The sequence below is a fragment of the Tepidimonas sediminis genome, assembly GCF_007556605.1.
GTDB classification, from domain to species: Bacteria; Pseudomonadota; Gammaproteobacteria; order Burkholderiales; family Burkholderiaceae_C; genus Tepidimonas; species Tepidimonas sediminis.
Genome location: NZ_VJND01000003.1, coordinates 39,697 through 66,518 on the forward strand (window position 1 = coordinate 39,697; position 26,822 = coordinate 66,518).

At 72.9% G+C, this 26,822-nt stretch carries 26 protein-coding genes; 10 read left to right on the forward strand and 16 right to left on the reverse strand.

What is annotated here, in order from left to right; translation table 11 throughout:
- Window positions 1–17 precede the first annotated feature (17 nt).
- A complete protein-coding gene (gene pheT, locus Tsedi_RS03420) occupies window positions 18–2,438 on the forward strand; it encodes a phenylalanine--tRNA ligase subunit beta (protein WP_143893628.1) in 2,421 nt (806 codons plus the stop codon).
- A gap of 26 nt (window positions 2,439–2,464) precedes the next feature.
- Window positions 2,465–2,815, forward strand: coding sequence for an integration host factor subunit alpha (locus Tsedi_RS03425; protein ID WP_143893630.1), 351 nt, complete (start codon window positions 2,465–2,467; stop codon window positions 2,813–2,815).
- Here Tsedi_RS03425 and Tsedi_RS03430 read toward each other — a convergent pair.
- Entirely contained in the window at window positions 2,781–3,683 is a 903-nt protein-coding gene (locus tag Tsedi_RS03430) for a DMT family transporter (RefSeq protein ID WP_246099162.1), read from the reverse strand. The genes Tsedi_RS03425 and Tsedi_RS03430 overlap by 35 nt on opposite strands.
- A 106-nt stretch (window positions 3,684–3,789) precedes the next feature.
- On the opposite strand from Tsedi_RS03430, the gene Tsedi_RS03435 reads away from it, so the two are divergent.
- Genes Tsedi_RS03435 through Tsedi_RS03445 form a run of 3 tightly spaced genes read left to right on the forward strand, consistent with a single transcriptional unit; the run spans window position 3,790 to window position 7,664 of the window.
- The gene (locus Tsedi_RS03435) at window positions 3,790–5,184 is read left to right on the forward strand and encodes a phosphomannomutase/phosphoglucomutase (protein WP_143893634.1); all 1,395 of its coding nucleotides are present in this window, start codon (window positions 3,790–3,792) and stop codon (window positions 5,182–5,184) included.
- A gap of 25 nt (window positions 5,185–5,209) precedes the next feature.
- Window positions 5,210–6,292: a glycosyltransferase family 4 protein gene (locus Tsedi_RS03440; RefSeq protein WP_143893636.1), complete on the forward strand. Its 1,083-nt coding sequence runs from the start codon at window positions 5,210–5,212 to the stop codon at window positions 6,290–6,292.
- Complete coding sequence (locus Tsedi_RS03445) at window positions 6,267–7,664, forward strand: 3-deoxy-D-manno-octulosonic acid transferase (RefSeq protein WP_425472716.1); 1,398 nt, start codon at window positions 6,267–6,269, stop codon at window positions 7,662–7,664. The genes Tsedi_RS03440 and Tsedi_RS03445 overlap by 26 nt, the downstream gene beginning before the upstream one ends.
- Here Tsedi_RS03445 and Tsedi_RS03450 read toward each other — a convergent pair.
- From Tsedi_RS03450 to Tsedi_RS12335, 5 genes are all read right to left on the reverse strand, one after another.
- Window positions 7,630–8,982, reverse strand: coding sequence for a TolC family outer membrane protein (locus Tsedi_RS03450; protein WP_246099163.1), 1,353 nt, complete (start codon window positions 8,980–8,982; stop codon window positions 7,630–7,632). The genes Tsedi_RS03445 and Tsedi_RS03450 overlap by 35 nt on opposite strands.
- 84 nt (window positions 8,983–9,066) lie before the next feature.
- A complete protein-coding gene (locus tag Tsedi_RS03455) occupies window positions 9,067–9,417 on the reverse strand; it encodes a rhodanese-like domain-containing protein (protein WP_143893638.1) in 351 nt (116 codons plus the stop codon).
- Window positions 9,418–9,429: 12 nt separating this feature from the next.
- Window positions 9,430–10,122 carry a protein-L-isoaspartate O-methyltransferase family protein gene (locus Tsedi_RS03460; RefSeq protein WP_143893640.1) on the reverse strand — a complete coding sequence of 231 codons (693 nt, stop codon included), beginning with the start codon at window positions 10,120–10,122 and terminating at the stop codon, window positions 9,430–9,432.
- A 43-nt stretch (window positions 10,123–10,165) separates the two neighbouring features.
- Window positions 10,166–12,874, reverse strand: a complete 2,709-nt coding sequence (mutS, locus tag Tsedi_RS03465) for a DNA mismatch repair protein MutS (protein WP_246099164.1) — start codon at window positions 12,872–12,874, stop codon at window positions 10,166–10,168.
- A 7-nt stretch (window positions 12,875–12,881) separates the two neighbouring features.
- Window positions 12,882–13,775, reverse strand: coding sequence for an inositol monophosphatase family protein (locus tag Tsedi_RS12335; protein WP_143893642.1), 894 nt, complete (start codon window positions 13,773–13,775; stop codon window positions 12,882–12,884).
- Between the two features lie 183 nt (window positions 13,776–13,958).
- On the opposite strand from Tsedi_RS12335, the gene Tsedi_RS03475 reads away from it, so the two are divergent.
- Together Tsedi_RS03475 and cysE are read left to right on the forward strand one after the other, a co-directional pair.
- On the forward strand, window positions 13,959–14,714 hold the full coding sequence (locus tag Tsedi_RS03475) for an RNA methyltransferase (RefSeq protein ID WP_143893644.1): 756 nt from the start codon (window positions 13,959–13,961) through the stop codon (window positions 14,712–14,714).
- Window positions 14,715–14,725: 11 nt separating this feature from the next.
- Window positions 14,726–15,508, forward strand: a complete 783-nt coding sequence (gene cysE, locus Tsedi_RS03480) for a serine O-acetyltransferase (RefSeq protein WP_185970572.1) — start codon at window positions 14,726–14,728, stop codon at window positions 15,506–15,508.
- Here the strand turns inward: cysE and Tsedi_RS03485 are convergent.
- Genes Tsedi_RS03485 through yjgA form a run of 3 tightly spaced genes read right to left on the reverse strand, consistent with a single transcriptional unit; the run spans window position 15,486 to window position 18,391 of the window.
- Window positions 15,486–17,108: a sensor domain-containing diguanylate cyclase gene (locus tag Tsedi_RS03485; protein ID WP_143893646.1), complete on the reverse strand. Its 1,623-nt coding sequence runs from the start codon at window positions 17,106–17,108 to the stop codon at window positions 15,486–15,488. The genes cysE and Tsedi_RS03485 overlap by 23 nt on opposite strands.
- Window positions 17,109–17,119: 11 nt before the next feature.
- Entirely contained in the window at window positions 17,120–17,719 is a 600-nt protein-coding gene (gene mog, locus Tsedi_RS03490; protein WP_143893648.1) for a molybdopterin adenylyltransferase, read from the reverse strand.
- Window positions 17,720–17,758: 39 nt separating this feature from the next.
- The gene (yjgA, locus tag Tsedi_RS03495) at window positions 17,759–18,391 is read right to left on the reverse strand and encodes a ribosome biogenesis factor YjgA (protein WP_143893650.1); all 633 of its coding nucleotides are present in this window, start codon (window positions 18,389–18,391) and stop codon (window positions 17,759–17,761) included.
- A 22-nt stretch (window positions 18,392–18,413) separates the two neighbouring features.
- Between yjgA and pmbA the strand changes: the two genes are divergently transcribed.
- Window positions 18,414–19,829 carry a metalloprotease PmbA gene (gene pmbA, locus Tsedi_RS03500; protein WP_143893652.1) on the forward strand — a complete coding sequence of 472 codons (1,416 nt, stop codon included), beginning with the start codon at window positions 18,414–18,416 and terminating at the stop codon, window positions 19,827–19,829.
- A gap of 14 nt (window positions 19,830–19,843) precedes the next feature.
- Here pmbA and murI read toward each other — a convergent pair whose 3' ends face one another.
- From murI to rpsU, 3 genes are all read right to left on the reverse strand, one after another.
- Window positions 19,844–20,665 carry a glutamate racemase gene (gene murI, locus Tsedi_RS03505; protein ID WP_143893654.1) on the reverse strand — a complete coding sequence of 274 codons (822 nt, stop codon included), beginning with the start codon at window positions 20,663–20,665 and terminating at the stop codon, window positions 19,844–19,846.
- A gap of 18 nt (window positions 20,666–20,683) precedes the next feature.
- A complete protein-coding gene (locus Tsedi_RS03510) occupies window positions 20,684–21,151 on the reverse strand; it encodes a GatB/YqeY domain-containing protein (protein WP_143893656.1) in 468 nt (155 codons plus the stop codon).
- A gap of 129 nt (window positions 21,152–21,280) precedes the next feature.
- Entirely contained in the window at window positions 21,281–21,493 is a 213-nt protein-coding gene (gene rpsU / locus Tsedi_RS03515) for a 30S ribosomal protein S21 (RefSeq protein WP_132961253.1), read from the reverse strand.
- A gap of 162 nt (window positions 21,494–21,655) precedes the next feature.
- On the opposite strand from rpsU, the gene pap reads away from it, so the two are divergent.
- The gene (gene pap / locus Tsedi_RS03520) at window positions 21,656–23,140 is read left to right on the forward strand and encodes a polyphosphate:AMP phosphotransferase (protein ID WP_143893658.1); all 1,485 of its coding nucleotides are present in this window, start codon (window positions 21,656–21,658) and stop codon (window positions 23,138–23,140) included.
- A gap of 21 nt (window positions 23,141–23,161) precedes the next feature.
- On the opposite strand, the gene Tsedi_RS03525 is transcribed toward pap, so the two are convergent.
- From Tsedi_RS03525 to Tsedi_RS03535, 3 genes are read right to left on the reverse strand one after another with little or no spacing between them, the layout of a single operon-like run.
- Window positions 23,162–23,485, reverse strand: coding sequence for a YkgJ family cysteine cluster protein (locus Tsedi_RS03525; protein WP_143893660.1), 324 nt, complete (start codon window positions 23,483–23,485; stop codon window positions 23,162–23,164).
- A gap of 22 nt (window positions 23,486–23,507) precedes the next feature.
- Window positions 23,508–24,461 (reverse strand): ornithine carbamoyltransferase, encoded by a 954-nt coding sequence (gene argF / locus Tsedi_RS03530; RefSeq protein WP_143893662.1) that lies wholly within the window; start codon window positions 24,459–24,461, stop codon window positions 23,508–23,510.
- Window positions 24,458–25,663, reverse strand: a complete 1,206-nt coding sequence (locus tag Tsedi_RS03535) for an aspartate aminotransferase family protein (protein ID WP_143893664.1) — start codon at window positions 25,661–25,663, stop codon at window positions 24,458–24,460. The genes argF and Tsedi_RS03535 overlap by 4 nt, the downstream gene beginning before the upstream one ends.
- A gap of 155 nt (window positions 25,664–25,818) precedes the next feature.
- Here Tsedi_RS03535 and Tsedi_RS03540 point away from each other — a divergent pair, with 155 nt between their 5' ends.
- Window positions 25,819–26,145 carry a DUF3579 domain-containing protein gene (locus Tsedi_RS03540; RefSeq protein WP_143893666.1) on the forward strand — a complete coding sequence of 109 codons (327 nt, stop codon included), beginning with the start codon at window positions 25,819–25,821 and terminating at the stop codon, window positions 26,143–26,145.
- A 178-nt stretch (window positions 26,146–26,323) separates the two neighbouring features.
- On the opposite strand, the gene rpsT is transcribed toward Tsedi_RS03540, so the two are convergent.
- Window positions 26,324–26,629: a 30S ribosomal protein S20 gene (rpsT, locus tag Tsedi_RS03545; protein ID WP_143893668.1), complete on the reverse strand. Its 306-nt coding sequence runs from the start codon at window positions 26,627–26,629 to the stop codon at window positions 26,324–26,326.
- Window positions 26,630–26,822 lie beyond the last annotated feature (193 nt).

Below are 26,822 nucleotides of genomic sequence, written 5' to 3' on the forward strand. Positions count from 1 at the left end.
CGACGACCGAGGTCACGATGCAGTTTCCCGAATCCTGGCTGCGAAGCTTCTGCAACCCGGCGCTCGCCAGCGATCAGCTGGCCGAGCTGCTGACGATGGCCGGCCTCGAGGTGGAGGAAGTGCGCCCGGTGGCGCCGCCCTTCTCCCGCGTGGTGGTGGCCGAGATCCTGAGCGCCGAGCCGCACCCCAACGCCGACCGGCTGCGCGTCTGCCGCGTCGACGCGGGGCAGGGCGAGCCGCTGCAGATCGTCTGCGGCGCCCCGAACGCGCGCGCCGGCATCCGCGTGCCGTGCGCGCTGGTGGGCGCGGTGCTGCCCCCGGGCGAGGATGGCAAGCCGTTCGAGATCCGCGTCGGCAAGCTGCGCGGGGTGGAGAGTCACGGCATGCTGTGCTCGGCGCGCGAGCTGGGCCTGTCGGACGACCACGGCGGGCTGCTGGAACTCGCCGCCGATGCGCCGGTCGGTCGCGATCTGCGCGAGGCGCTGGCGCTGGATGACCGCATCTTCACCCTCAAGCTCACGCCCAACCTCGCGCACTGCCTGAGCGTCTTCGGCGTGGCGCGCGAGGTGGCAGCGCTGACCGGCGCGCCGCTGCACGCCCCGGTGGTCGTGCCGGTTGAGCCCCGCCACGGCGAGGTGCTGCCGGTACGGATCGACGCGCCGGACCTGTGCGGGCGCTTCACCGGCCGCATCATCCGCGGCATCGACCCCACGGCCAGAACCCCCGACTGGATGGTGCAGCGCCTGGCGCGCTGCGGCCAGCGCAGCATCTCGGCGCTGGTGGACATCTCCAACTACGTGATGTTCGAGCTGGGCCGCCCGTCGCACATCTTCGACCTGGATCGCATCCACGGCGGTCTGCAGGTGCGCTGGGGCCGCGCGGGCGAGACGCTGGAGCTGCTCAACGGCCAGACCGTCACGCTGGACGAGACGGTGGGCGTCATCGCCGACGACCGCGGGGTGGAGTCGCTGGCCGGCATCATGGGCGGGCAGGCCACGGCGGTGTCGGATGCCACGCGCAACGTCTACGTGGAGGCGGCGTTCTGGTGGCCGCGCGCGATCGCGGGCCGCGCGCGCCGCTTCAACTTCAGCACCGAGGCTGCTCACCGCTTCGAGCGCGGGGTCGATCCGAGCACGACGCGCGAGCACGTCGAGCGCATCACGCAGCTGATCCTGGAGATCTGCGGCGGCGAGCCGGGCCCGATCGACGACCACGTCGTCAACGTGCCGCAGCCGCAGCCGGTGACGCTGCGCGTGGCGCGCGCGGCCAGGGTGATCGGCATGCCGCTGACGCAGGCGCAGTGCGCCGAGCCGCTGCGCCGGCTGGGGCTGGAGGTGGCCGAGGGCGAGGGCGTGCTGACGGTGACGCCGCCGCCGTACCGCTTCGACCTGCAGATCGAGGAGGATCTCATCGAGGAGGTGGCGCGCGTCATCGGTTACGACCGCCTGCCGGATACGCCGCCGCTGGCCCCGGTCGTGCCGCGCGTGCGGCCCGAGGCGCAACGCAGCGCCCATGCCGTGCGGCGCCAGCTCGCGGCGTTCGGCTATCAGGAGACGATCAACTTCAGCTTCGTCGAGGAGCGCTGGGAGCGTGACTACGCGGGCAACGAGGCGCCGATCCGGCTGCTCAACCCGATCGCCAGCCACCTGAGCGTGATGCGTTCCAGCCTGATCGGCAGCCTGCTGGCGGTGCTGCGCCACAACGTCGACCGGCGCGCGCCGCGCGTGCGCGTGTTCGAGATCGGGCGCGTGTTCCGCCGTGACCCGTCGGTGCCCGACAGCGACACGACGGTGGCCGGCATCGACCAGCCGCTGCGCGTCGCGGGGCTGGCGTGGGGCGACGCCTGGCCGCTGCAGTGGGGCGAGCGTGCGCGGCCGGTCGATTTCTTCGACGTCAAGGGCGACGTCGAGGCGCTGCTGGCGCCGCGCGCGGCCACCTTCGAGCCGGCGACGCACCCGGCGCTGCATCCCGGGCGCTGTGCGCGCATCGTGCTGGACGGGCGCGCCATCGGCGTCATCGGCGAGCTGCACCCGCGCTGGCGTCAGGCCGAGGGCTGGACGCAGGCGCCGGTGCTGTTCGAGCTGGAGCTGCAGGCGGTGTTGCAGCGGCCGGTGCCGCAGGCGCTGCCGATCGGCCGCCACCAGCCCGTGCAGCGCGACCTGGCGGTGGTGGTGCGCGAGGCGGTCACGCACGCCGAACTGATGGCCGCCATCGAGGCGGCCGGCCAGCCATGGCTGCGCGCGGCGGTGCTGTTCGACGTCTTCCGTCCGAAGGCGGGCGCCGCTGCGGCGGGCATGGGCGAAGGGGAGAAGAGTCTGGCGGTGCGGCTGACGCTGGAGCGTGATGAGGCCACGCTGACCGATGCCGAGATCGACGCCGCGGTGGCGGCGGTGTTGGCGTCGTTGCAACAGCGGCTGGGCGCGCGCCTGCGTGCCTGAGGTGGCATGCTGCTAGCATAGTGCGCATGACTGCCCGATCCCGCGAACGTGGTCCGGCTGGTGCCGGGCCGCACGACGATGCGCCGACGCTGACGAAGGCCGAGCTGGCGCAGGCGCTGCACGAGCGTATCGGCTTCAGCAAGCGCGAGTCCAGGGAGCTGGTCGACGCCTTCTTCGCCATCGTGGCCGAGCGGCTGGTGGCCGGCGAGGCGGTGCGCATCGCCGGCTTCGGCCAGTTCGGCGTGCGCGACAAGGCACCGCGACCGGGCCGCAACCCGCGCACCGGCGAGCTGGTGCCGATCGCCGCCCGGCGCGTCGTTACCTTCCACGCCAGCCCCAAGCTCAAGGAAGCGCTGCAGGCCGGTGCCGCGCCGTGAGGCGGGCCGGATCGACGAACCCGGTGGCCAGCGCCACCCCGGCCAGGATCACCGCGCCGCAGCCGACCATCCATGGCGTGACCGGCTCGTCCAGCAGCACGGCGCCATAGCCGATCGCAAACAGCGGGATCAGGAACGTGACGGTCAGCGTTCGCGCCGGGCCGGCCGACTCGATCAGGCGGTAGAAGATCAGGTAGGCCAGCGCCGTGCACACCAGCCCCGCGGCGAGCACCGCCAGCCACGCACGGGCGCTGACCGGCCCGGCGGGCCAAGTCAGCCATGCCGGTGTCAGCAGGCCCAGCGCGGCGCCGATCTGGCTGCCGGTGGCGGTGGCCACCGGGGCGATGCCCATCAGGTGCTTCTTCGTGTAACTGGCCGCGATCGCGTACAGCACGGTGGCCGCCAGGCACGCCACCACCGCCCAGCCGGTGCCCCCGGACTGGAAGCTGGCCTTGTTCCATGACAGCAGGGCCACGCCGGTGAAACCCAGCGCCAGGCCCAGCGCGCGCCAGCACCCCGGACGCTCGCCAAGCCACAGCCACGCCACCACCGCGCCGAAGAGCGGCACGGTGGCGTTGAGGATCGCCGCCAGGCCGGTGCTGATCGACAGCACCGCGTAGGCGAACAGGCCGAACGGGATGCCGGCATTGATCAGGCCGACGAACAGGATGCGGCCACCGTGGCGGCGCAGCGTACGCCAGTGTCCGCCCAGCAGCAGCACCGGCAGCAGCGCCACGCTGGCCACCGCCACGCGCAGCCAGGCGGTGGCCACCGGCCCGAACTCCAGCGCGGCCTGGCGCGTGAACAGGAACGAGGCGCCCCACAGGGCGGCGAGCAGGACGAATTCGGCGGCGAGCTTGGGCGACATCGGCAAGGCGGCAGGCGGCCCCGCAGGGTGCCGCATGAAGCGAGGCGGCGATCTTAAGCCCTTCTACAATGGCACCCTGTCCCCGATGCAGCCATCGCCCGTTCGCATGACCGACGCCTTTCGTCCTCCTGCTCACGTCTTCAAGGCCTACGACATCCGCGGCGTCGTGCCCGACGATCTCGACGCGGACTTCGCGCGCGCGCTCGGGCGGGTGTTCGGGGCGCGTGCGGCGGCGCTGGGTGAGCGCACCGTGGCGGTCGGACGCGACGGGCGGCTGTCCAGTCCGATGCTGGCCGAGGCGCTGATCGAGGGCCTGCTCGAGGCCGGCGTCAATGTGCTCGACGTCGGCATGGTCACGACGCCGATGCTCTATTTCGCGGCCAGCACGCGCTGCGCCAGCGGCATCCAGGTGACCGGCAGCCACAACCCGAAGGACCACAACGGCTTCAAGATGGTGCTGGCGGGGCGCGCGATCCACGGCGACGAGATCCAGGCGCTGCGCGCGGCGATGGAAAGCGGCGCCCTGGCGGCGTCCGGGCGCGGGCGGGCGCACCGGCTGGACATCCAGCCCGAATACCTCGCGCGCATCGCCGGCGACGTGCGTCTGGCGCGGCCGCTCAAGCTCGTGATCGACTGCGGCAACGGTGTCACCGGCGCCAGCGCCCCCGACCTCTTCCGGGCGCTGGGCTGCGACGTCACGGTGCTGTACGGCGAGGTCGACGGCGAGTTCCCGAACCACCATCCGGATCCGTCCAAGCCCGAGAACCTGCGCGACCTGATCGCCGCCCTGCAGCGCACGGGCGCCGATCTGGGTTTTTCCTTCGACGGTGACGGCGACCGGCTGGGCGTCGTCACGCCCAGCGGGCAGAACATTTTTCCGGACCGGCAGCTGATGCTGTTCGCGCAGGACGTCCTGCAGCGCGTGCCGGGGGGGACCATCGTCTTCGACGTCAAGTGCAGCCAGCGGCTGGCGCCGGCGATCCGCGCCGCCGGCGGCGTGCCGCTGATGCACAGGACCGGCCACAGCCTGATCAAGGCCAAGATGCGCGAGGTCGGCGCGCCGCTGGGCGGCGAAATGAGCGGGCACATCTTCTTCCAGGAGCGCTGGTATGGCTTCGACGACGGCAGCTACGCCGGCGCGCGGCTGCTGGAAATCCTGAGCCGCCATCCCGACCCGGGCGCGGTGCTGGAGGCGCTGCCGACCAGCCACGCGACGCCGGAGCTCAACGTCGCCTGCGCCGAGGGCGAGCCGCACCGCATCGTCGCCCAGCTGCAACGCCTGGCGCGCTTCGATCCCCCGGCCGAGGTCAGCACGGTGGACGGCGTGCGGGTGGACTGGCCGGACGGCTTCGGCCTCATCCGCGCCTCCAACACCACGCCGGTGCTGGTGCTGCGCTTCGAGGGGCACACGCCCGAGGCGCTGGCGCGCATCGAGGCCGAAATGATGGCGCTGCTGCGCCGCGTCAAGCCGGACGCCGAGGTCGGCGCGGCGGCGCATTGACGCGGCGCCCGTGTGGAAAGCCGCCGTGGCCGACGCCGTTTCCGCCATCCTCCATCCGGATCCCGACCCGGAGGTCATCGTCTTCAACCTGAAGCGGCGCTACACCGGGGTGTCGGCCACCGTCAACGCGCTGGTGCCGATCCAGGCGCGCCAGTGGCGGCTGGCGTACTGCGGCACGCCGCTGCCGCACGGCATGCCGGGCCTGACGCTGCGGCAGGCCATCGCCCTGTCGCGCCGGCCGCCGGCGGGGCGGCCGTTCCGTATCTGGCACGTGCGCCGCGACCACGAGATGGCCGCGGGCCTGTGGGCGCGCGACGTGCTGCGGCTGCCGGTGCGGCTGGTGTTCACTTCGGCGGCACAGCACCGGCACGGTTGGTTTCCGCGCTGGCTGATCAGCCGCATGGACGCCGTGATCGCCACCACGCCGAAGGCCGCCAGCTTCGTGCCCAACACCACGGCGGTGGTGCCGCACGGCATCGACCTGGCGCGCTTCTCTCCGCCGCCGGACAAACTGGCGGCCTGGGCCGACAGCGGCCTGCCGGGGCGCGTCGGCGTCGGCGTGTTCGGGCGCGTGAGGCCCGACAAAGGCACCGACGTGTTCGTCGATGCGATGATCGCCGCGCTGCCGCACCTGCCGGACGTGACGGCGGTGATCGCGGGCCGCGCGATGCCGCAGCATGAGGCCTACCAGCGCGCGCTGCAGGCGCGCATCGACGCGGCGGGCCTCGCGGATCGCATCCGCTTCCTCGGCGAGGTGCCGGCGGCCGAGGTGCACCGCTGGTACCAGCGCTGCCTCGTCTGCGTGGCCTGCCCGCGCTACGAGCCCTTTGGCCTGACGCCGTTCGAGGCGGCGGCGTGCGGCTGCGCCGTGGTGTGCTCGCGCACCGGGGCGTTCGAGGAGCTGGTGCAGCCCGGCGTCAACGGCGCACTGGTGGACACCGGCGACGCCGCAGGGCTGGCCGCGGCGCTGCGGCAGGTGCTGGCCGATCCGCAGGCTGCCGCCCGCATGGGGCAGGCCGCGCGCGCGCGGGTGGCCGAGCGCTTCTCGCTCGAGCGCGAGGCGGCCGGCATCGGGGCGGTGTATGCGCGGCTGTTCGAGCAGGGTTGAACCGTCGCCCGGCGAGCGCGCGGCGCTGCGCCTCTACGGCGCGGCGATGACGCTGCTGCGGCCCTTGCTGCGCGCCAAGCTGCGCCGCCGCAGCCGCGCCGAGCCGGGCTACCTCCATGCGGTGGAGGAGCGCTTCGGCCACTACGGCGGCGCGCCTTCGAGCGGCTGGCTGTGGGTGCATGCGGTGTCGCTGGGAGAAACGCGCGCCGCCGCGCTGTGGGTGCGGGCGCTGCAGCAGCGCCGCCCAGACCTGCGCATCCTGTGGACGCACGGCACGGCCACCGGCTGGGCCGAAGGGCAGCGCCATCTGCGCCCGCAGGACGCGCAGGCATGGCTGCCGTGGGACGACCCAGCTTCGGTGCGGCGCTTCCTCGCCCACTGGCGGCCGCGGTTGGGCGTGTTGATGGAAACCGAGGTCTGGCCGGCGCTGGTGCAAGGCTGCCGCGCTGCCGGGGTGCCGCTGTGGCTGGTCAACGCGCGGCTCAACGCCGTCTCGCTGCGGCGCGCACAGCGGCTGCGTTGGCTGGCCGGCCCGGCCTACCGCGGGCTTTCCGGTGTGCTGGCGCAGACCGAGGACGATGCGGCGCGGCTGCGAGCGCTCGGTGCGCCGGTGCGCGCCGTCACCGGCAACGTCAAGTTCGACCTGCCATGGCAGCCTGACCCATGGATGGCGGCGCGGCGCTGGCGCGAAGCCTGGCGCGCGTGCACGGGCCGCCCCGTGCTGGCGCTGGCCAGCAGCCGCGAGGGGGAGGAGGATGCGTGGCTGGCGGCGTGGCGGCGCGTCGCCCCGGCGTGGCCGGATCCCAAGCCACTGTGGCTGATCGTGCCGCGCCATCCGCAGCGCTTCGACGAGGTGCACGCGCGGCTGGCGCAGGCTGGCCTGCGGGTGCTGCGGCGCAGCCACTTGGGCCCGTGGGAGGGGGAGGCGCGCTGGCCTGCCGAGGCGGCGCAGGCCGACGTCCTGCTCGGCGACAGTGTCGGTGAGATGGCGGGCTACTACGCGCTGGCGGATCTGGCGCTGATCGGCGGCAGCTTCGCGCCGCTGGGCGGGCAGAACCTGATCGAGGCGGCGGCGTGCGCCTGTCCCGTTGTGCTCGGTCCGCACACGTTCAATTTCGCCGAGGCGGCGCAGGCGGCGCTGGAGGAGGGCGCGGCGCGGCGCGCCGAGGACTTCGACGCGGCGCTGCACGTGGCGCGGGGGTGGCTGGCCGACCCCGCCGCTCTGCAGGCGGCGCGCGAGGCCGCGCACGCCATCCTGCGCCGCCACGGCGGGGCATCAGCCCGCACGGTGGCGGCGTTGCTCGACGCCTGGGATGCGATAGCAGCGCCGGCCGGGGTCAGCGCGCCTGCAGCAGCGCCTCGATCGGCTTGACGTCGTCGGCGCCGAGCACGCCGGCGGCCTGCTTCAGACGCAGGCCGCCGACCAGCACGTCGTAGCGTGCCTTGGCCAGCTGGGCCTTGGTCTGGTAGAGCTGGCTCTGGGCGTTGAGCACGTCGATGTTGATGCGCACGCCGACCTGGTAGCCGAGCTGGTTGGCCTCCAGCGCCAGCTGGCTGGAGGCTTCGGCCGCCTCCAGCGCCTTGACCTGGCCGAGCCCCGACTGCACGCCGAAGAACGCCGCGCGCGTGGCCTGCGCGACGTTGCGCGCGGCGGCCTCGGCGTCGTTGCGCGCCTTGTCCTCCAACGCCACCGCTTCCTTGATGCGGTTGTCCAGCGCGCCGCCGGTGTAGAGCGGCAGGTTGAACTGCACGCCGACGCTGGCGACGTGGTTGCGCACGTAGGGAAACGGCGGCTGCTGCGCCGGGTTGCGGTTCCACTGATACTGTGCCACCGCATCCAGCGTCGGGCCCTTGGCGGCCTGCGCCTTGCGTACCTCAAGCCGCGCCACTTCCAGCTGCGCCTGGGCGGCGCGCACCGCCGGATGCTCGGCGCTGGCGCGCTGCACCCACGCCTGCACGTCGTCCGGCGTCGGTGCCGGCAGCGCCGCGCCGGCCTTCAGCGGCCACGGATCCGTGCCGCTGCGGCCGACCAGCTGATCCAGCGCCAGCCGCTTGACGCGCAGGTCGTTCTCGGCGGCCACCTCCTGCGCCCGCACGAGGTCGTAGCGCGCCTGGGCCTCGCGCGTGTCGGTGATGGTGGCGGTGCCGACCTCGAAGTTGCGCTGGGCGGCGGCCAGCTGCTGCTCCACGGCGGCCTTCTGCGCACGCACGAACGTCAGCGTGTCCTGTGCGCCCAGCACGTCGAAGTAGGCCTGCGCGACGCGCACGACCAGTTCCTGTTCCGCGAGCTGCAGCTGCGCCTGCGCGGCCTGCAGCGCGCGCTCGGCCTGCTCGACCTCGAGCTGGTTGCCGGGGCGGTAGAGCGGGTGGCTGGCGCCCAGCTTGATGCTTTGGCTGGTGAAGGTGTCGTCCAGCCCGGGCACGGAGCTGTCACGCCGGTTGGCGAAGGCGTCGGCCGACAGGCCGACAGTGGGCAGCACGCGGCTGCGGGCCTGTTCGGCCTTGGCGCGGTTGGCCTCGAACTGCGCCTGTGCCGCGAGGTAGGCAGCGTCGTAGCCGCGCGCGGCCTCCAGCAGCGTCTGCAGGCTCTGGGCGTGGGCGGCGCCGGCCAGTCCGAGGGTCAGCAGGGCAGCCGCTGCGGCGCGCCGCAGCGGCGTCATCGGCAGGAGCGTGCGGGCAGTCTTCGGCATGGCGATCGATCCCTGGTTCGTTGATACGTCCGGGAGTATACGGCGATGCGGCCGACCCTGCACGCGCCGGGCCGTGAGCCGCCCTCAATACTGGGGCACGCCGGGGTCGCGCTCCATCGCCCAGGCATGGATGCCGCCGGCGATGTTGACGACGTCCTCGTAGCCTTGCCGGTGCAGGAAGTAGGCCACCTGGGCGCTGCGGCCACCGTGATGGCACAGGCAGGCGATCGGCCGGTCGCGCGGCAGTTCGTGCAGCCGCGCCGGAATCGAGGCCATCGGCATGTGCTTCAGCTCGAAGCCTTCGGCACGGACACTGGCGGCGGCCACCTCCCACGGCTCGCGCACGTCGAGCACGATGGGCGTGACGCCCGGAGCATGCCGGGCGCAGTCCTGCAGCCACTGATCGAGCTGGGCGGGGCGGATGTGGGGCACCATCGACGTGGCCTTTCAGAAGCGGAAGCGCGCCGGCTCGGGGAAGTTGCGCAGGCGCGGCACGACGATGTCCCACGGCTGCTCGCTGTGGTAGCTGGCCTCGCCGGCGCGAGTGACCACGGTGGCGCGCATGACGACCTCGTCGCCGACGAAGGCCAGCAGGCGCCCGCCGACGCGCAGCAGCTCGAGCAGGTCCGCGGGCACCTCGGCCACGCCGCCCGACAGCACGATGGCGTCGTACGGCGCCTCGTCGACGCAGGCGGCGAAGCGCGCCGCGGCGGCGTCGGCGGTCTTGACCTTGACGTTGGTGGCGCCGGCACGTGCGAGGTTGGCGCGCGCCATGTCCGCCAGGCGCGGGTTGATCTCCAGCGTCAGCACCTGGCGGGCCAGCCGGCCCATCAGCGCAGCCATGTAGCCGGAGCCGGCGCCGATCTCCAGCACGTTGTCGGTAGGCTGCAGGTCGAGTTCCTGCAGCGCGCGCGCCTCGACCTTGGGCGGCAGCATGCATTCACCCTCCACCGCCGGGCGCGACAGCGGGATCTCCAGATCCGACAGCGCCAGCGCGCGGTAGGCCTCGGGGACGAAATCCTCGCGCTTGACCTGCGCCAGCAGCGCCAGCACGCGGGCGTCGAGCACCTCCCACGGGCGGATCTGCTGCTCGATCATGTTGAAGCGGGCTTGCTCGAAGTCGAACGCGGTCGCGCTCATGTGGGTACTCCTGCCAGTATTCGAAGTGTCTCCGAGGTTCATTCTACCGAACGCGTGTTGCCGCCTCGTTGCCGGGACCGAGCAGCGCGCGCAGGCGGTACAGCTCCTCCAGCGCCTGCCGCGGGCTGAGGGCGTCGGGGTCCAGCTCGGCCAGCCGCTGCAGCACCGGGTGCTCCTCGGCGGCGGCCGGCCCATCCGGTGCCGGCTCCGGTTCGGTGGGGGCGGCAAACAGGTCCAGCTGCGGCTGCGCCGCCGCGCCGGCCTGCTCCAGCTGCGCCAGCAGCTGGCGCGCGTGCTGAACCACGGACGCCGGGATGCCGGCCAGCCGCGCGACCTGCACGCCGTAGCTGCGGCTGGCGGGCCCCGGCTCCAGCCGGTGCAGGAAGACGATGTCGCGTCCCTTGCCCTCCACGGCGCTGACGTGCAGGTTGACCGCAGCGGGGCAGCGCGCCGGCAGCTGCGTCAGCTCGAAGTAGTGCGTGGCAAACAGCGTGAAGGCGCGCACGCGGTCGTGCAGGTGGGTGGCGATGGCGCTGGCCAGGGCCAGTCCGTCGTAGGTGGAGGTGCCGCGGCCGATCTCGTCCATCAGCACCAGGCTGTGCTCGGTGGCGCCGTGCAGGATCTGCGCCGCCTCGGTCATCTCCAGCATGAAGGTGGACTGCGCGTTGGCCAGGTCGTCGGCGGCGCCGATGCGGGTGTGGATGGCGTCGATCGACCCCAGGCGGCAGGCGTCCGCGGGCACGTAGCTGCCGATGCTGGCCAGCAGCACGATCAGCGCCACCTGGCGCATGTAGGTGGACTTGCCGCCCATGTTGGGGCCGGTGATGATCTGCAGGCGCGTGCGCGCATCCAGCACCGTGTCGTTGGGGATGAAGGGGCCGGCGCCGGTCTCCTGCAGCCGCGCTTCCACCACCGGGTGGCGTCCGGCGCGGATCTCGATGCCGGGCTGGGTGCTGAAGGTGGGGGCGCACCAGTTCAGCGTCAGCGAGCGCTCCGCCAGCGCCGCCAGCACGTCCAGCGTCGCCAGCGCGCGCGCCAGGTTACCCACCGCCGGCACGAACGGCTGCAGGTCGTCGAGCAGCCGCTCGTAGAGCCACTTCTCGCGCGCCAGCGCGCGTTCCTGCGCGCTCAGCGCCTTGTCCTCGAACGCCTTGAGCTCGGGCGTGATGAAGCGCTCGGCGTTCTTCAGGGTTTGGCGGCGGCGGTAGTCGGCCGGTACCTTGTCGAGCTGGCCCTGCGTGACCTCGATGTAGAAGCCGTGCACGCGGTTGTACTGCACGCGCAGGTTGGCAATGCCGGTACGCGCGCGCTCGCGCGCCTCCAGATCCAGCAGGAACTGGTCGGCGCCGCCCTGGATCGCGCGCAGTTCGTCCAGCTCGGCGTCGAAGCCCGGCGCGATGACGCCGCCGTCGCGGATCTGTGCCGCCGGCTGCGGCAGCAGCGCGCGTGCCAGCAGCGCGGGCAGCTCGGCCGGCACCTGCAGCGCGGGCCGCAGTTCCTCCAGCAGCGGCGCCTGCGCCAGCGGCCAGTCCTGCATGTCGGCGGCCAGCTGCGCGGCCCGCTGCAGCGTCGGCACGAGGGCGGCCAGCTCGCGCGGGCGCACCTGCTTCAGCGCCACGCGCGCGGCCAGCCGCTCCACGTCGGCCAGCCCGCGCAGCGCGCCGCGCAGCGTCTCGGGGCCGAGCGTGCGCAGCACGCCGATGGCCTGCAGGCGCGCCTGCGCCGGGGCGCGGTCGCGCGCGGGCTCCAGCAGCCAGCGGCGCAGCAGCCGGCTGCCCATCGCGGTGGCGCAGGTGTCCAGCAGCGACAGCAGGGTGGGGGCGGGCTCGCCGCGCAGCGTCTGCGTCAGCTCCAGGTTGCGCCGGGTGGCCGGTGGCAGGTCGATCCACTGCTGCGGCCGCACCACGCGCAGGGTGCGCACGTGGGCAAGCCGCCGGCCCAGCGCGTGCTCGCCGTAGTCCAGCAGGGCCGCGGCGGCCGCGTGCGCGGCGGCCAGCTCCTGCGCCCCCCAGCCTGCGAGGCTGGCGACCTGCAGCTGCTCGCACAGGCGGCGCTGGCCCAGCGCGGCATCGAAGTGCCAGGCGGGGCGCAACGTCAAGGCCGTGCGGGCGCCGCCGCTGCCGAGGCCATCCAGCCAGCCGCGCAGCTGCGCTTCCAGCGGCGCGGGCAGCTCGGCGCTGACCAGCACCTCCTGCGGCGCGAGCCGTGCCAGCCAGCCGCGCAGCTCCTCCCACGCGCACTCGGCCAGCTGCAGCGTGCCTTCGGTGACCGCCAGCCACGCCAAGCCGCAGTGCCCGCGCACGCCGCGGTGCAGCGCCAGCAGCACGGCGTCGGCCTTGTCGGCCAGCAGCTCGGCCTCGGTCAGCGTGCCCGGCGTGACGATGCGCACCACCTGGCGCTCCACCGGTCCCTTGGCGCTGGCCACGTCGCCGACCTGCTCGCAGATCGCCACCGACTCGCCCAGCCGTACCAGGCGCGCCAGGTAGCTTTCCACCGAATGCACCGGCACGCCGGCCATCGGGATCGGTGCGCCGGCCGACTGGCCGCGCGTGGTCAGCGTGATGTCCAGCAGCCGCGCCGCCTTGTGCGCGTCGTCGTAGAACAGCTCGTAGAAATCCCCCATGCGGTAGAACACCAGCGTGTGGGGGTGCTGCGCCTTGATGCGCAGGTACTGCTGCATCATCGGCGTGTGCGCCTCCAGCGGCGCCTGCGGCGCCCCACCCGGGGCGACCGGTGCGGGGGAGGTGGTCATCGCCGCCTCACCAGGGCGCGTCGCCGTCGCCGGGCGCCGGCGGTGCCACGGCCGGGGCGTTGCCAGCCGGTGTGGCCGCCGGGGCCGCCGCGCCGAAGCGGCTGTACTTGCCCAGCACGGCCACCATCTGCCCGTAGATGCGCGGGTTGGCCGCCAGGCACTCGCGCGCCTCGAGGAAGTCGGCCTCGCCGCTGAAGTTGCCGACCAGACCGCCGGCCTCGGTGACCAGCAGCGCGCCGGCGGCCACGTCCCACGGCGACAGGCCCATCTCGAAGAAGCCATCGGCAAAGCCCGCGGCGACGTAGGCCAGATCGAGCGCCGCCGAACCCGGTCGGCGCACGCCGGCCACGCGCGGCAGCATGTCGGCGAACAGCTTCAGGTAAGTGTCGTAGGCATCGCCGGGGCGGAACGGAAAGCCGGTGCTGAGCAGGCAGTCGCTCAGCCGCGTGCGCCTGGCCACGCGGATGCGGCGCTCGTTGAGGTAGGCGCCGCGCCCGCGGCTGGCGGTGAACAGGTCGTTGCGCGTCGGGTCGTAGATGACGGCCTGCTCGAGCCGCCCGTCCACCATCAGCGCGATGCTGACGCAATAGACGGGAAAGCCGTGGATGAAGTTGGTGGTGCCGTCCAGCGGGTCGATGATCCAGACATGTCCCTTGCCGCGGCCCTTGCCTTCGCGGCGGCCGGACTCCTCGGCCCAGATGCCGTGGTCGGGGTAGGCGGTGAGCAGCGTGTCGATGATGGCCGCCTCGGCGGCATGGTCCACCTCGGTGACGAAGTCGTTGGCCTGCTTGGTGCCGACGCGCAGCGCCTCCACGTCCAGCGAGGCGCGGTTGATGATCGCGCCGGCGGCGCGGGCGGCCTTGACGGCCACGTTGAGCATGGGGTGGAGGTGGGCGGTCATCGGGCGTGGACAAGGAACGGGGTCGACCCCGCGCGATGGCGGGCGCTGCCGGGCGGCAGCCGCCGCCCTCTTTTTGAAAGACAATCTGACATTCTATCGCCTTTGTGCGCCACGGCTGTGCGTGGGGCGCCCGGCCCTTGGCGCCGCGGCCGGGCCGGTACGCCGCCATCCGCTTCGTGTCCGATGCTGACCCGCTTCGTCCTCGTCGAGCCCAGCCACGCCGGCAACGTCGGCGCGGTGGCGCGCGCGCTCAAGGTCATGGGCTTTGGCGACCTCGTGCTGGTGCGCCCGCGCTGGCCGGACGTGCTGCGGCGGCCCGAGGCACTGGAGCGCGCCAGCGGGGCCGCCGACGTGCTCGCCGGCGCCCGCATCGTGGCGACGCTGGATGAGGCGCTGGTGGGCATCAGCCACGTCTGCGCCACGGCGATGACGCCGCGCGACTTCGGCCCGCCGGTGGCCGCGCCGCGCCAGTACCTGGCGGCGCTGGCGCCGCGCGCGCGGGCCGGCGGCGAGCAGGGGGTGGCGTTCGTCTTCGGGCCGGAGCGTTACGGGTTGGCCAACGCCGACGTGTACCGCAGCCACGTCTGCCTGCGCATCCCGGTGGCGCCGGACTACGGCTCGCTGAACCTGGCCGCAGCGGTGCAGGTGATCGCCTACGAGTGGCGGCTGGCGCTGGGTGGCTTCGACGACGGACCGCCGACGGTGACGGGCGGGCCGGTGCGCGAGCCCCCGGCCGATGCCCCGGCCGTCAGCGGCCTGCTGGAGCACTGGCGCGAGGCGCTGCTGGCGGTCGGCTACCTCGACCCGGCCAGCCCGAAGAAACTGATGGCGCGGCTGCGCCTGCTCGTGCAGCGCGCCGCCCCCACCGCCAGCGAAGTCCATATCCTGCGCGGGGTGGCGCGAGCCGTGATCGCGGCCGCGCGCCGGCGCAGCGGCTAAACTGCGACCCCATGCCGCGAGCCCTGCTGCGTCTGCTGCGCGACGACATCGACGCCATTCTCGAGCGCGACCCGGCGGCGCGCTCGCGCTGGGAGGTGCTGACCTGTTACCCCGGCCTGCACGCGATCTGGCTGCACCGGGTGGCGCACGCACTGTGGCGGCGCGGCTGGAAGTGGCTGGCGCGCTGGCTGTCGCACTGGAACCGCTGGCTGACCGGCATCGAGATCCATCCCGGCGCGCGCATCGGGCGGCGCGTCTTCATCGACCACGGCATGGGGGTGGTGATCGGCGAGACGGCCGAGGTCGGCGACGACTGCACGATCTACCACGGCGTCACGCTGGGGGGCACGTCGCTGTACAAGGGCACCAAGCGCCACCCGACGCTGGGGCCGGGCGTCATCGTCGGCGCCGGGGCCAAGATCCTGGGCGGCTTCGAGGTCGGCGCCGGCGCCAAGGTGGGCAGCAACGCGGTGGTGACCAAGCCGGTGCCGGCCGGGGCCACCGCGGTGGGCAACCCGGCGCGCATCATCGTGGCCGACGCCGATGCGCGGCGCGAGGAGGCGGCGGCGCGCATGGGTTTTTCGGCTTATGGCGTGACGCAGAACGACGACCCCCTGAGCCAGGCGCTGCGCGGCCTGATCGACAACGCCGCCAGCCACGAGCACCAGATCGCGCTGCTGTGGCAGGCCATCGAAAAGCTCGCCTGCGCCCAGCGCGGCCAGTGCCTGCCGCCCGATGCCGCGCGCACCGAGCACTTCGAGGCCGAGCGGCTCAACCAGCTGGTGGGGAAGTGACGTCGGGATCGTCGGCCCAGCGCACGCAGTCGCGCCCGGCGCGCTTGGCGGCGTAGAGCGCCGCGTCGGCGCGCCCCAGCAGGGCCTGCAGCGGTTCGTCGGGATCGCTGCTGGTGACGCCGCCGATGCTGACGGTCACCGTCAGGCCGGGCGCGCCGTCGGCGGCGGGCAGGGGCGTCTGCGCCACGGCATGCCGCAGCTTCCAGGCCACCTGCTGCGCGGCCTCGCGGCCGGTTTCCGGCAGGATGACCAGGAATTCCTCGCCGCCGAGGCGACCGAAGCGGTCGGTGGCGCGCAGCTGCCGTTGCACCGTCTCGGCGAAGTGGCGCAGCACCCGGTCGCCCTCGGCGTGGCCGTGGGCGTCGTTGACGGCCTTGAAGTGGTCCAGGTCGAGCGACAGCAGGCTCAGCGGCCGGCCGTGGCGGCGCACGCGCCGCCACTCCTCTTCCAGCATCTGCAGCAGGTGGCGGCGGTTGGCGATGCCGGTCAGCGGATCGGTGATGACCAGCCGCTGCAGTTCGCGGTTGGCCGCTGCCAGTGCGGCGCGGTGGGCGCGCGCCTGCCACAGCGCCGCGGCCAGCAGCATCAGCACGGCCAGCAGCGCCACGGCCAGCGCCGCACCCAGCCCGAACAGCAGGCGCCGCTGCGCGGCCACCTCCTGCAGCCACGTGGCCGGCTGCAGCACGTGCACCTCCAGCAAGCCGTCCAGCACCATGCCGCGCGCCTCCAGCACCGGGGTCGAGTGGGCCGGATCGTCGATCCACCACAGCCCCGGCCGCGGGCCGGGTTGCCACGGCCACAGGCGTGGCGGATGGTTGCCGTACAGCGGCCAGCGCTCCCCGGAGGGAGGCGGCGTCCAGACGGGCTCGTGCACCAGCCGGTGGAACAGCCGGCGCGGATCGCGGCTGAGGACGATGACGCCGTGCTCGTCGCTGACGAGCACCTGATCGGCGGTGGCCGGCAGCAGCCCCTCGTCCAGCGTGACCGACACCCCCACGTAGCCGACGAAGCGCCCCTCCACCATGACCGGCTCGGCGAAGACGATGCTGCGCCGTCCGGTGGTCTCGCCCACCAGGAACAGCCGCGCCGGACGCCCCTGGCGCGTCTGCAGGTGCAGCGGTCCGCCGCCGTAACGGTTGCCGACGAACGAGGGGATGCCGGGCGGCTCGCCGGCGGCCACCACCACGCCGTCACGGTCGGCCACCGCGATCAGGCCCAGCGCCAGTTCCTGCACCGCGATGTCCAGGCGCCGGTCCAGCGCCTGCTGGCGTGTCCGCAGCTCCGGCCGGTCGGTGCCTTCGCCACGCGCCAATGCCGCCAGGAGCAGGCGCACATCCTCGCCACGCGCAAAGCTCACCGCCACGCCGTGCGCCGGCGCCAGGTGCTGGTTGAGCACCGCCGCCGTGGCCTCGGCCAGCATGTGGGCGCGCATCCGCTCGGTTTCGTGCGCGCGCGCCTCGGCCTGCCGGGCCCACCAGCGGCTGGCGCGGTCGACGGCGGCCACCGCCAGCACCGCCAGCAGCAGCGTGACCAGCCCCGCCACCAGCCACACGCGCGCACGGCGGGCGGCCGGCGTGGCGGGCAGGGCGGTGGCGTCCATCGGCGGCCGGCTCAGGCCGTACGCGGCGGGCGCTGCGCCGACTTCGGCCGAAACGCCGCGCACACCGCCTCGTCCGTTTCGAGGTAGGGGCCGCCGATGAGGTCGAGGCAGTACGGCACGGCGGCGAAGATCCCGTGCACGAGCGGGCGGCCGTCGGCGTCCTTCAGACCCTCCAGCGTCTCGGCGATCGACTTCGGCTGCCCCGGCAGGTTCAGGATCAGGCTGCGGCCGCGGATCACGCCGACCTGGCGCGACAGGATCGCCGTGGGCACGAAGCGCAGGCTGATCTGGCGCATCTGCTCGCCGAAGCCCGGCAGCTCACGGTCGGCCACCGCCAGCGTCGCCTCCGGCGTGACGTCGCGCGGCGCCGGCCCGGTGCCGCCGGTGGTCAGGATCAGGCTGCAGCCGGCCCGATCCGCCAGCTCGATCAGCGTGGCGCTGATCACCTCGCGTTCGTCGGGGATCAGGCGCTCGACGAAGGTGATGGGGTTTTTCAGCGCGCGCGTCAGCCAGTCGCGCAGCGCCGGCAGGCCCTTGTCCTCGTAGACGCCCTGGCTGGCGCGGTCGCTGATGGAGACGATGCCGATGGTGACGGGGTCGAAGTCGGTCATGGAGGGACGGGATCTCGGTTGGGGCGGGTGCCGGGACGGTCAGGCGGTGGCGAGGCCGTCGGCGCGCGCCTGCAGTGCCGCGCGCACGTGCTGGAACAGCTCACGGTAGGCGCGCCCGTGCCGGGGCGGCTGGCCGGCCGCAGCGGCGGGCGCCTCGGCGGCGTCCTTGCGCGCCTGGCGGATGAGCGCGCGCAGACGCTGCCAGTCGGCCTGCGGCTCGATGTCGCGCCAGGCCTCCAGCGCGGCGTCGTCGGCCAGCAGCCGCTCGCGCCACGCCTCGGCCTCGTGCAGCCGCTGCACCTCGGCGGCGCTGCCCTGGCGCTGCTCGGCCAGCGCCGCCTCCACGGCGGCCACCTGCGCCTCGTCGAGCCGACGCATCAGCTTGCCGACGTACTGCAGCTGGCGGCGCCGACCCTCGAAGTCGTCGATGCGGCGCGCCTCGGCCAGCGCTTCCCGCAGCGTCTCGTCCAGCCCCAGGCGCTGCAGCGCCGCATCCTTGAATGCGAGCAGCTGCTCGCCCAGCGCCTGCAGGTGGGCGCTGCGCCGCTTCAGGTCGGTCTTGCTGAAGTCGGCGTCCCACTTGGCGGCGCGCTTGAGCTCGGCGTCCTCGGCGCTGCCGTAGGCGACGAACTGCCCGCGCACGAAATACCCCTTGGGCGGCTTGCGTGGCATGGCCGCTATGATAGCCGTCAGCATGAAAGCGTCCACCCGTTCCCGCAAGGACAAGGCGGCTGCGGCCGCGCAGGGCTTCCAGTTCACCCAGGCACAGTTCGAGGAGCTGGCCGACTTGGCGCTCAAGACCGCGCGTGCGCTCGGCGTGGCCGACGCGGCGGTGGAGGTCTCGGAGGGCAGCGGGCTGAGCGTGTCGGTGCGTCGCGGCGCGCTGGAAAACGTCGAGCGCAACCGCGACAAGGCGCTGGCCGTCACCGTCTATGTCGGCCAGCGCCGCGGCCATGCCTCCACCTCCGACTTCTCCGCCGAGGCCGTGCGCCAGACCGTGCGCGCGGCCTACGACATCGCGCGCTTCACCGCCGAGGATGCGGCCGCCGGCCTGCCGGAGGAGACTGACGTCGCCAACGACTACCCCGATCTCGACCTGTTCCACCCGTGGCCGATCAGCGCCGAGCAGGCCGCCGAGATCGCGCTGCGCTGCGAGCAGGCCGCCTTCGCCGTCAGTCCCCGCATCACCAACAGCGAAGGCGCGGCGGTGTCGGCGCAGCAGTCGCACTTCTGGGCCGAGCACATGCGCGGCGGCGAGCGGCGCCGCCAAGGCATCTTTCACGGCGGCTACGCCAGCTCGCGCCACAGCCTGTCGGTGGCGCCGATCGCCGGCAAGGGCGACGGCATGCAGCGCGACCATTGGTACAGCTCGCAGCGCGATCCGGCCGAGCTGGCCAGCCCCGAGGCGGTGGGGCGTTACGCCGCCGAGCGCGCGCTGGCGCGCCTGAGGCCGCGCAAGATCGCCACCACCGCATGCCCGGTGCTGTTCGAGGCGCCGCTGGCGGCCGGGCTGCTGGGCGCCTTCGTGCAGGCGGTCAGCGGCGGGGCGCTGTACCGGCGCACCAGCTTCCTGCTCGACAGCCTGGGGCGACAGGTGTTCGCGCCCCACGTCGACGTCTTCGAGGACCCGCACATCCTGGGGGCCAAGGGCAGCGCGCCGTTCGACGACGAGGGCGTGCGCACGATCGCGCGGCCGGTGGTCTCGGGCGGCTGCGTCAAGGGGTATTTCCTCAGCACCTACTCGGCGCGCAAGCTGGGGCTGCGCACCACCGGGCATGCGGGCGGCTCGCACAACCTGCTGATGACCAGCCGCCTGACGCAGCCGCAGGACGACCTGCCGGCGATGCTGCGCAAGCTCGGCCGCGGTCTGTTCGTCACCGAGCTGATGGGGCAGGGCGTCAACCTCGTCACCGGCGACTACTCGCGCGGCGCCGCGGGTTTCTGGGTCGAGGACGGCGTCATCGCCTACCCTGTGCAGGAGATCACGATCGCCGGCAACCTGGCCGAGATGTTCAAGGGCATCGTCGCGATCGGCGCCGACGCCTACACGCTGGGCGCCAAGACGGTCGGCTCGGTGCTGATCGAACGCATGAAGGTGGCCGGCAGCTGAGGCCTCGGCGCGGCTCAGTCCAGCGGCTGCGCGTGCACGCGCAGCGCATCGCCCAGCAGGCGCTGCGCCACCGCGCCCACGGCGGCGGGATCGCCGCTGGTCTGCAGCGTGAGCACGGTGGCCGGCGGGCCCTCCGGCGCCAGCAGATCCAGCGCCTGCAGCCGGCGCCGCAGCTCGCGCGCCACCGCGGGGGCCGGGTCCAGCACCTCCACGCCGGCGCCGGCGACGCGCTCGATCACCGGGCGCAGGAACGGATAGTGCGTGCAGCCGAGCACCAGCACGTCGGCGCCGGCCTGCACGAGCGGATGCACGTGCTGCGCCACCGCCGCCTCGGTGGCGGGGCCGTCGAGCTCGCCGCGCTCGACGCGTTCCACCCAGCCGGAGCAGGCGCGTGTCAGCACCCGCACGCCCGCCGCGTGCGCCGCGATCAGGCGCGCCAGACCGGGGCTGGCCACCGTGTTGCGCGTGGCCAGCACGCCGATGGTGCCGCGGCGCGTGCGCTGGGCGGCGGGCTTGACGGCCGGCTCGATGGCCACGATCGGCCAGCCCGGGTGCTGCGCGCGCAGCGCCTCGATCGACAGCCCGGTGACGGTGTTGCACGCCACCACGGCTGCCTTGCAGCCGGCCTCGCGCAGTCGCCGCAGGCCGTGCGCGGCGCGCGCCTGCACGTACTCCACCGGCTTGTCGCCGTAGGGCGCGTGGGTCGAGTCGGCCACGTAGTGGAGCGCCTCGGCGGGCAGCAGGGCATGCACTGCGCGCAGCACCGTCAGCCCGCCGACCCCGGAGTCGAACACGCCGACGGGGGCGGCGGCGGGCGGGCGCTGCACCGAGGTCATGGGCGCGGCGGCCGGGGATCAGCCGCCGGCCAGCGCGGCCTTGACGGCGGCGGAGACTTGCGCCATGTCGGCCTTGCCGGCGAGCTCGGCCTTGGCTGCGGCCATGACCTTGCCCATGTCGGCCGGCGTGGGCGCGCGGCCCAGCTCGGCGGCCAAGCGCTGCACCAGCGCCTGCACCGCCGCGGCGATGGCGGCCGCCTCCAGGCGCTGCGGCAGGTAGGCTTGCAGCACCTCGGCCTCGGCGCGCTCCTTGGCCGCCAAGTCCTCGCGGCCGGCCTGCTCGTAGGCGGCGATCGAGTCGCGCCGCTGCTTGAGCAGCCGGTCGACCACGGCGATGACGCCGGCGTCGTCCAGCGTCACGCGCTCATCGACTTCCTTCTGCTTGATCGCGGCCAGCAGCAGGCGGATGGCGCCCAGGCGCGCGCCGTCCTTGGCGCGCATGGCGGCCTTCATGTCGTCCTGGATGCGGTCTTTCAAGGTGCTCATGACAGGGACGAGGGCAGGAGCGGAACGAAAACAGCCCGCCAAAGCGTCCTCTGGCGGGCTGCGCGGAAGGGCGGGTGCGGCGGTCGCGGGGCCCGGGATGCGACGGCGGCACCGACCCGAGCGGCGGCGTCAGTACAGCCGCTGCGGCAGCTGCATCGAGCGCACGCGCTTGAGGTGACGCTTGATCGCGGCGGCGCGCTTGCGCTTGCGCTCGGCCGTGGGCTTCTCGTAGAACTCGCGGGCGCGCAGCTCGTTGAGAAGACCGAGCTTCTCGATCGTGCGCTTGAAGCGACGCAGGGCGACGTCGAACGGTTCGTTTTCTTTGACGCGGATGGTGGTCATTGGCCAATGGTTTCCGAAAAGGGGTCAGGCGCGGGTGTCCATGCCTGACGGACTTTGCCAGCAAAGACTGCCATTATACCGTTTCGGCCGCTTCCCGAGTGTGTCATCATGTCGGGCGCGCCGCGCCCGCGGGCGCGGCGCACACGCCAGGAGGAGACGACCATGTTCGAATCGGCCGAGATCGGCCACCGGGTCGACCGCGCCACCTACAAGGCGCAGGTGCCGGCGCTGCGCGCCGCGCTGCTGCAGGCGCAGTACGAGCTGCTGGATCGCGCCGACCGCGCGGTGTGCATCCTCATCAACGGCGTCGAGAGCGCCGGCCGCAGCGAGACGGTCAACACGCTCAACGCCTGGATGGACCCGCGCCACATCCGCACCGAGGCGTTCGACCCGATGACCGAGGAGGAGCGGCGTCGGCCGGAGATGTGGCGTTTCTGGCAGGTGCTGCCGCCCAAGGGGCGCATCGCCATCCTGTTCGGCTCGTGGTACACCGACCCGATCCACTGCCGCCTGATGGGCCGCGACGACCGCGACCGCTTCGCGCTGCGGCTGGAGCGCATCCGCCGCTTCGAGCGCATGCTGGTGGCCGAAGGGGTGGTGCTGGTCAAGTTCTGGTTCCATCTCTCGAAGAAGGCGATGCGCGCGCGCCTGAAGGCGCTGGCCGCCGACCCGCGCACCGCCTGGCGCGTCGGCGCACGCGAGAAGGCGCACCTGAAGGGCTACGACGACTTCGTCGCCGTGGCCGACGAGGCGCTGCGCAGCACCAGCCTGGGCGAGGCGCCGTGGATCGTCATCGACGGCAGCGACGACGCCTACCGGGAACTGACCGCCGGCCAGCACCTGCTGGCGGTGCTGCGCCACCATGCCAGCGCCCCGGTGGCCGCGGTGCCGGTGCCGCCGGCGGTGCTGGAGCCGCCGGCGCGGCCCTCGACGCTGCTGCAGGCGTTCGACTACACGCGCCGGCTGGACGGCGAGCGCTACGAGCGGCAGCTGGCGCGCTGGCAGGGCGAACTCAACGAGCTCAGCCGCCACCCGAGGATGCGCCAGCGCGCGCTGGTGGTGGTGTTCGAGGGCATGGACGCCGCCGGCAAGGGCAGCACGATCCGGCGCCTGACGGCGGCGTGGGACGCGCGCTTCTACCGCGTGGTGCCGGTGGCGGCGCCGAACGAGAACGAGCGCGCGCAGCCGTACCTCTGGCGCTTCTGGCGCTACATCCCGGCGCCGGGACGGGCGGTCATCTTCGACCGCTCGTGGTACGGACGCGTGCTGGTGGAGCGGGTGGAGGGCTTCTGCAGCGAGGCCGACTGGATGCGCGCCTACGGCGAGATCAACGCCTATGAGGAGGAGCTGGCCGAGGCCGGCGTCATCATCGTCAAGTTCTGGCTCGCCATCACGCCCGAGGAGCAGCTGCGCCGCTTCCGCGAGCGCGAGACCACGCCCTACAAGCAGCACAAGATCACGCCGGAGGACTGGCGCAACCGCGAGAAGTGGCCGCTGTACGAGCGTGCGGTGGAGCAGATGGTGGACCGCACCTCGACACGGGTGGCGCCGTGGCACATCGTGGCCAGCGACGACAAGCGTTGGGCGCGCGTGGAGGTGCTGCGCACGCTGGCCAAGCGGCTGCGCGCCGAGCTGGGCGACGATTGAGGCCGCGCCGCGGCGGCGGACTCACGCGGGCGCGGCACCCGCATCCATCGGTGGCAGGCCGTGGCGGGCGCGGGCGCGCGCGCAGGCGTCGCCGCCTTCGGCGAACTCGCGGCACGGCGAGGGTCGCCACTCGTAGATGGCGCAGGCGACCTGCCGGCCGACCGTGCCGGTCAGTGCCGCGCAGCGCGGCGGCCAATGGTCGGTGCCGCGCAGGCGCACGGTGGCGCCGGCCACCTCCACCGTCAGGCCGTCGGGCACCTGACCGCCGCAGCCCTGGGTTTCATAGACCGAGAAGTCGACGCGGAACCAGGCGCAGCACGCGCCGCAGCGTTGGCACTCGCTCATCCTTCCCCGAAAACCGCATGGATCACAGCCTGCCCAGCAGCAGGTATTCCATCAACGCCTTCTGCACGTGCATGCGGTTTTCCGCCTCGTCCCAGACGACCGACTGCGGGCCGTCGATGACCTCGGCGTCGACTTCCTCGCCGCGGTGCGCCGGCAGGCAGTGCATGAACAGCGCCTCGGGCTTGGCCTGCGCCATCATCGCCGGCGTCACGCGCCAGGCGGCAAACGCCTTCTGGCGCGCTTCGTTCTCGGCCTCGAAGCCCATGCTGGTCCACACGTCCGTGGTGACGAGGTCGGCGCCGCGGCAGGCTTGCATCGGGTCGTCGAACACCTGCCAGAAGTCGCCGCGCGGCACGCCGGCCACGGCGGGGTCGACCTCGTAGCCGCGCGGGGTGCTGAGGTGCACGCGAAAGCCCAGGATCTGCGCCGCCTGCAGCCAGGTGTTGGCCATGTTGTTGCCGTCACCGACCCAGGCCACCGTGATGCCGCGCAGCGCGCCCGGATCCAGGGTGCCGTCGGCGCGGCGGCCGCGGAATTCGAGCCAGGTGAACAGATCCGCCAGGATCTGGCACGGGTGGAATTCGTTGGTCAGGCCGTTGATGACCGGCACGCGCGAGTGCGCGGCGAAGCGCTCGATCTTGCTCTGCTCGAAGGTGCGGATCATCACCAGATCGACCATGCGGCTGATGACGCGCGCGGTGTCCTCGATCGGCTCGCTGCGGCCGAGTTGGCTGTCGCCGGTGGTCAGGTGCACCACCGAGCCGCCCATCTGGTACATGCCGGCCTCGAAGCTGACGCGCGTGCGCGTGCTGGCCTTCTCGAAGATCATCGCCAGCGTGCGGTCCACCAGCGGCTGGTAGCGCTCGTAGGTCTTGAACTTGTGCTTGATGAGGGCCGCGCGCTCGAACAGATAGGCGTATTCGTCGGCGGTGAAATCCTTGAACTGCAGGTAGTGGCGAAGGGGTGCGGGGGTCATGCGGACGTCTCCTGCAGGAACGCGCGGATCTGCGGCACCAGCTTGGCGATGATCTCGTCGGCCTCGGCGCGCGAGAGGATCAGCGGCGGCACCAGGCGCACCACGCGCTCCGCGGTCACCGAGATCAGCAGGCCGGCCTTGGCGCAGCGCAGCACCAGCTCGCCGCACGGGCGGTCGAGCTCGATGCCGATCATCAGGCCCTTGCCGCGCACCTCGCGCACGCCGGTCACGCTTCTGAGCTCGGCCCACAGCTGCATCAGCAGATGCTGGCCCTGCGTGGCGGCGTTGGCCAGCAGGCCCTCGTCCTCCATGATGCGGATGGTCTCCAGCCCCGCGCGCGTGGCCAGCGGGTTGCCGCCGAAGGTGGTGCCGTGGTGGCCGGGCTGGAACAGCTCGGCGGCCTTCGGGCCGGCCACCACCGCGCCGATCGGCACACCCGAGCCCAGCCCCTTGGCCAGCGGCATCACGTCGGGCCGGATGCCGGCCCACTGGTGCGCGAACCACTTGCCGGTGCGGCCCATGCCGCACTGCACCTCGTCGATCATCAGCAGCCAGTCGCGCTCGTCGCACAGCGCGCGCACGCCGGCGATGTAGTCGGGATCCAGCGGGTGCACGCCGCCTTCACCCTGGATGGCCTCGAAGAACACCGCCACGACGTTGGGGTTGCCGTCGGTGGCGCGCCTGAGCGCCTCCAGGTCGTTGATCGGCACGCGGATGAAGCCCTCCACCAGCGGCTCGAAGCCCGCCTGCACCTTGGGATTGCCGGTGGCCGACAGCGTCGCGATCGAGCGGCCGTGGAAGGCGCGCTCGTACACCACGATCTCGGGCCGCGCGATGCCCTTGGCGTGGCCGAACTTGCGCGCGAGCTTCAGCGCCGCCTCGTTGGCCTCCAGTCCGCTGGAGCAGAAGAACACCTTGCTCAGGCCCGAGCGTTCGCACAGTGCGGCGGCCAGTGGCTCGGTCCAGGGATGGTGGTGGTAGTTGCTGACGTGGATCAGCTGCGCCACCTGATCCTGCAGCGCGCGCACCAGCCGCGGGTGCGCGTGCCCCAGCGTGTTGACCGCGATGCCGGCCAGGGCGTCGAGGTACTCGCGCCCCTGCGCATCCCAGACGCGGCAGCCGCGGCCGTGCGTCAACAGGATCGGCACGCGGGCGTAGGTGGCCATCACGTGCGGCTCGGGGATCGGGGCGAAGTCGTCCATGGGCATCGGGCCGTTGCGGCGCAAGGTCGGCGAAAGACAAGGCCCCGATTCTATCGACGCCGGCGGCGTCGCCCGCCGCCGGTCCGGCCCCGTCGGGCGCGGGGAACGTTCCGGTCACGGAACTGAAGTCTTATATAAGATACAATAGTTGCGAGATGGACACACCCCAAGCGCAGCAAGTCTTCATCCAGGGGGTGACCCGCAGCGGGCGCACCTTTCGGCCCAGCGACTGGGCCGAGCGTCTGGCCGGGGTGCTCAGTCCATTCCATCCGCAGGCCCGTCAGCACGGGCCCGGGGCGCACCTGCGCTATTCGCCGTGGGTGGTGCCCACCGTGGTCGGTGGCATCAAGTGCGTGGTCGTCGACCGCGCGCTGCGCGACTATGACGAGCGCGCGTGGGATTTCGTGATGGGCTTCGCGCGCGACAACGACCTCGTCGTCACCGAGGCCTGCCTGTTGCCCGACGCGCCCAAGCCCGGCTGAGACGGGCGTCGCCGCGTCCGCTCGCCTCTTCGCGCAAGCCTGTCCGAAAAGCACGACGCCTCCGCGGGCGGAGGCGTCGTGGCGGGGTGGCCCTGCGCGACCGGGCCTTTGCTGGCAGCGCACCCCTTCCAAGGCGGTGCGGCGCCACGGCGCCGCACCGGGCGGGTTCGCGCGGAGTTCAGGCGGCCGCGGCGGGCGCCGCGCCCAGGGCCTTGACCTTGGCCGACAGGCGGCTCTTGTCGCGCGCGGCCTTGTTCTTGTGGAAGATGCCCTTGTCGGCGATCGAGTCGACGATCGACTGCATCTGGGCGAACAGCTCGGTGGCCTTGGCCTTGTCGCCGGCGGCGATGGCTTTCTCGACCTTCTTGATCGCGGTGCGGTACTTGGAGCGCAGCGAGCTGTTGTGGGCGTTGAGCTTGGCGTCCTGGCGGGCGCGCTTGCGGCCCGACTTCAGGCGCGGCGACTTGTTGGACTTGGTGGCCATGATGAGATCCTGTGAGGAACGTTTGGGAGGATGTTGCCAGCAAAACCCGCAATTATAAGGTTGCGCGGGGCCGCAGGGTGCGCCGAAAAGGCAGCCGCGCGCGCCGGTGCCGCGTTGATCGTCGTCAACGCCGCGCAAGGTGACTCGGGCATACTTGCAAAGCTGCCCGTCGTGGGCGTTGTCTTCCTTGAAC

Bases quoted from the DNA above. Each gene is read 5' to 3' on its own strand.
- pheT (WP_143893628.1), top strand. From the start codon at position 18: ATGCAGTTTCCCGAATCCTGGCTGCGAAGCTTCTGCAACCCGGCGCTC.
- Tsedi_RS03475 (WP_143893644.1), top strand. From the start codon at position 13,959: ATGCTGACCCGCTTCGTCCTCGTCGAGCCCAGCCACGCCGGCAACGTC.
- Tsedi_RS03445 (WP_425472716.1), top strand. From the start codon at position 6,267: ATGCGCGGCTGTTCGAGCAGGGTTGAACCGTCGCCCGGCGAGCGCGCG.
- Tsedi_RS03450 (WP_246099163.1), bottom strand. From the start codon at position 8,982: ATGCCGAAGACTGCCCGCACGCTCCTGCCGATGACGCCGCTGCGGCGC.
- rpsT (WP_143893668.1), bottom strand. From the start codon at position 26,629: ATGGCCACCAAGTCCAACAAGTCGCCGCGCCTGAAGTCGGGCCGCAAG.
- murI (WP_143893654.1), bottom strand. From the start codon at position 20,665: ATGACCTCGGTGCAGCGCCCGCCCGCCGCCGCCCCCGTCGGCGTGTTC.
- Tsedi_RS03435 (WP_143893634.1), top strand. From the start codon at position 3,790: ATGACCGACGCCTTTCGTCCTCCTGCTCACGTCTTCAAGGCCTACGAC.
- yjgA (WP_143893650.1), bottom strand. From the start codon at position 18,391: ATGCCACGCAAGCCGCCCAAGGGGTATTTCGTGCGCGGGCAGTTCGTC.
- mog (WP_143893648.1), bottom strand. From the start codon at position 17,719: ATGACCGACTTCGACCCCGTCACCATCGGCATCGTCTCCATCAGCGAC.
- Tsedi_RS03425 (WP_143893630.1), top strand. From the start codon at position 2,465: ATGACTGCCCGATCCCGCGAACGTGGTCCGGCTGGTGCCGGGCCGCAC.
- Tsedi_RS03485 (WP_143893646.1), bottom strand. From the start codon at position 17,108: ATGGACGCCACCGCCCTGCCCGCCACGCCGGCCGCCCGCCGTGCGCGC.
- Tsedi_RS03455 (WP_143893638.1), bottom strand. From the start codon at position 9,417: ATGGTGCCCCACATCCGCCCCGCCCAGCTCGATCAGTGGCTGCAGGAC.
- argF (WP_143893662.1), bottom strand. From the start codon at position 24,461: ATGACCCCCGCACCCCTTCGCCACTACCTGCAGTTCAAGGATTTCACC.
- cysE (WP_185970572.1), top strand. From the start codon at position 14,726: ATGCCGCGAGCCCTGCTGCGTCTGCTGCGCGACGACATCGACGCCATT.
- pap (WP_143893658.1), top strand. From the start codon at position 21,656: ATGTTCGAATCGGCCGAGATCGGCCACCGGGTCGACCGCGCCACCTAC.
- Tsedi_RS03430 (WP_246099162.1), bottom strand. From the start codon at position 3,683: ATGTCGCCCAAGCTCGCCGCCGAATTCGTCCTGCTCGCCGCCCTGTGG.
- Tsedi_RS03510 (WP_143893656.1), bottom strand. From the start codon at position 21,151: ATGAGCACCTTGAAAGACCGCATCCAGGACGACATGAAGGCCGCCATG.
- Tsedi_RS12335 (WP_143893642.1), bottom strand. From the start codon at position 13,775: ATGACCGCCCACCTCCACCCCATGCTCAACGTGGCCGTCAAGGCCGCC.
- Tsedi_RS03525 (WP_143893660.1), bottom strand. From the start codon at position 23,485: ATGAGCGAGTGCCAACGCTGCGGCGCGTGCTGCGCCTGGTTCCGCGTC.
- rpsU (WP_132961253.1), bottom strand. From the start codon at position 21,493: ATGACCACCATCCGCGTCAAAGAAAACGAACCGTTCGACGTCGCCCTG.
- mutS (WP_246099164.1), bottom strand. From the start codon at position 12,874: ATGACCACCTCCCCCGCACCGGTCGCCCCGGGTGGGGCGCCGCAGGCG.
- Tsedi_RS03460 (WP_143893640.1), bottom strand. From the start codon at position 10,122: ATGAGCGCGACCGCGTTCGACTTCGAGCAAGCCCGCTTCAACATGATC.
- Tsedi_RS03540 (WP_143893666.1), top strand. From the start codon at position 25,819: ATGGACACACCCCAAGCGCAGCAAGTCTTCATCCAGGGGGTGACCCGC.
- Tsedi_RS03535 (WP_143893664.1), bottom strand. From the start codon at position 25,663: ATGGACGACTTCGCCCCGATCCCCGAGCCGCACGTGATGGCCACCTAC.
- pmbA (WP_143893652.1), top strand. From the start codon at position 18,414: ATGAAAGCGTCCACCCGTTCCCGCAAGGACAAGGCGGCTGCGGCCGCG.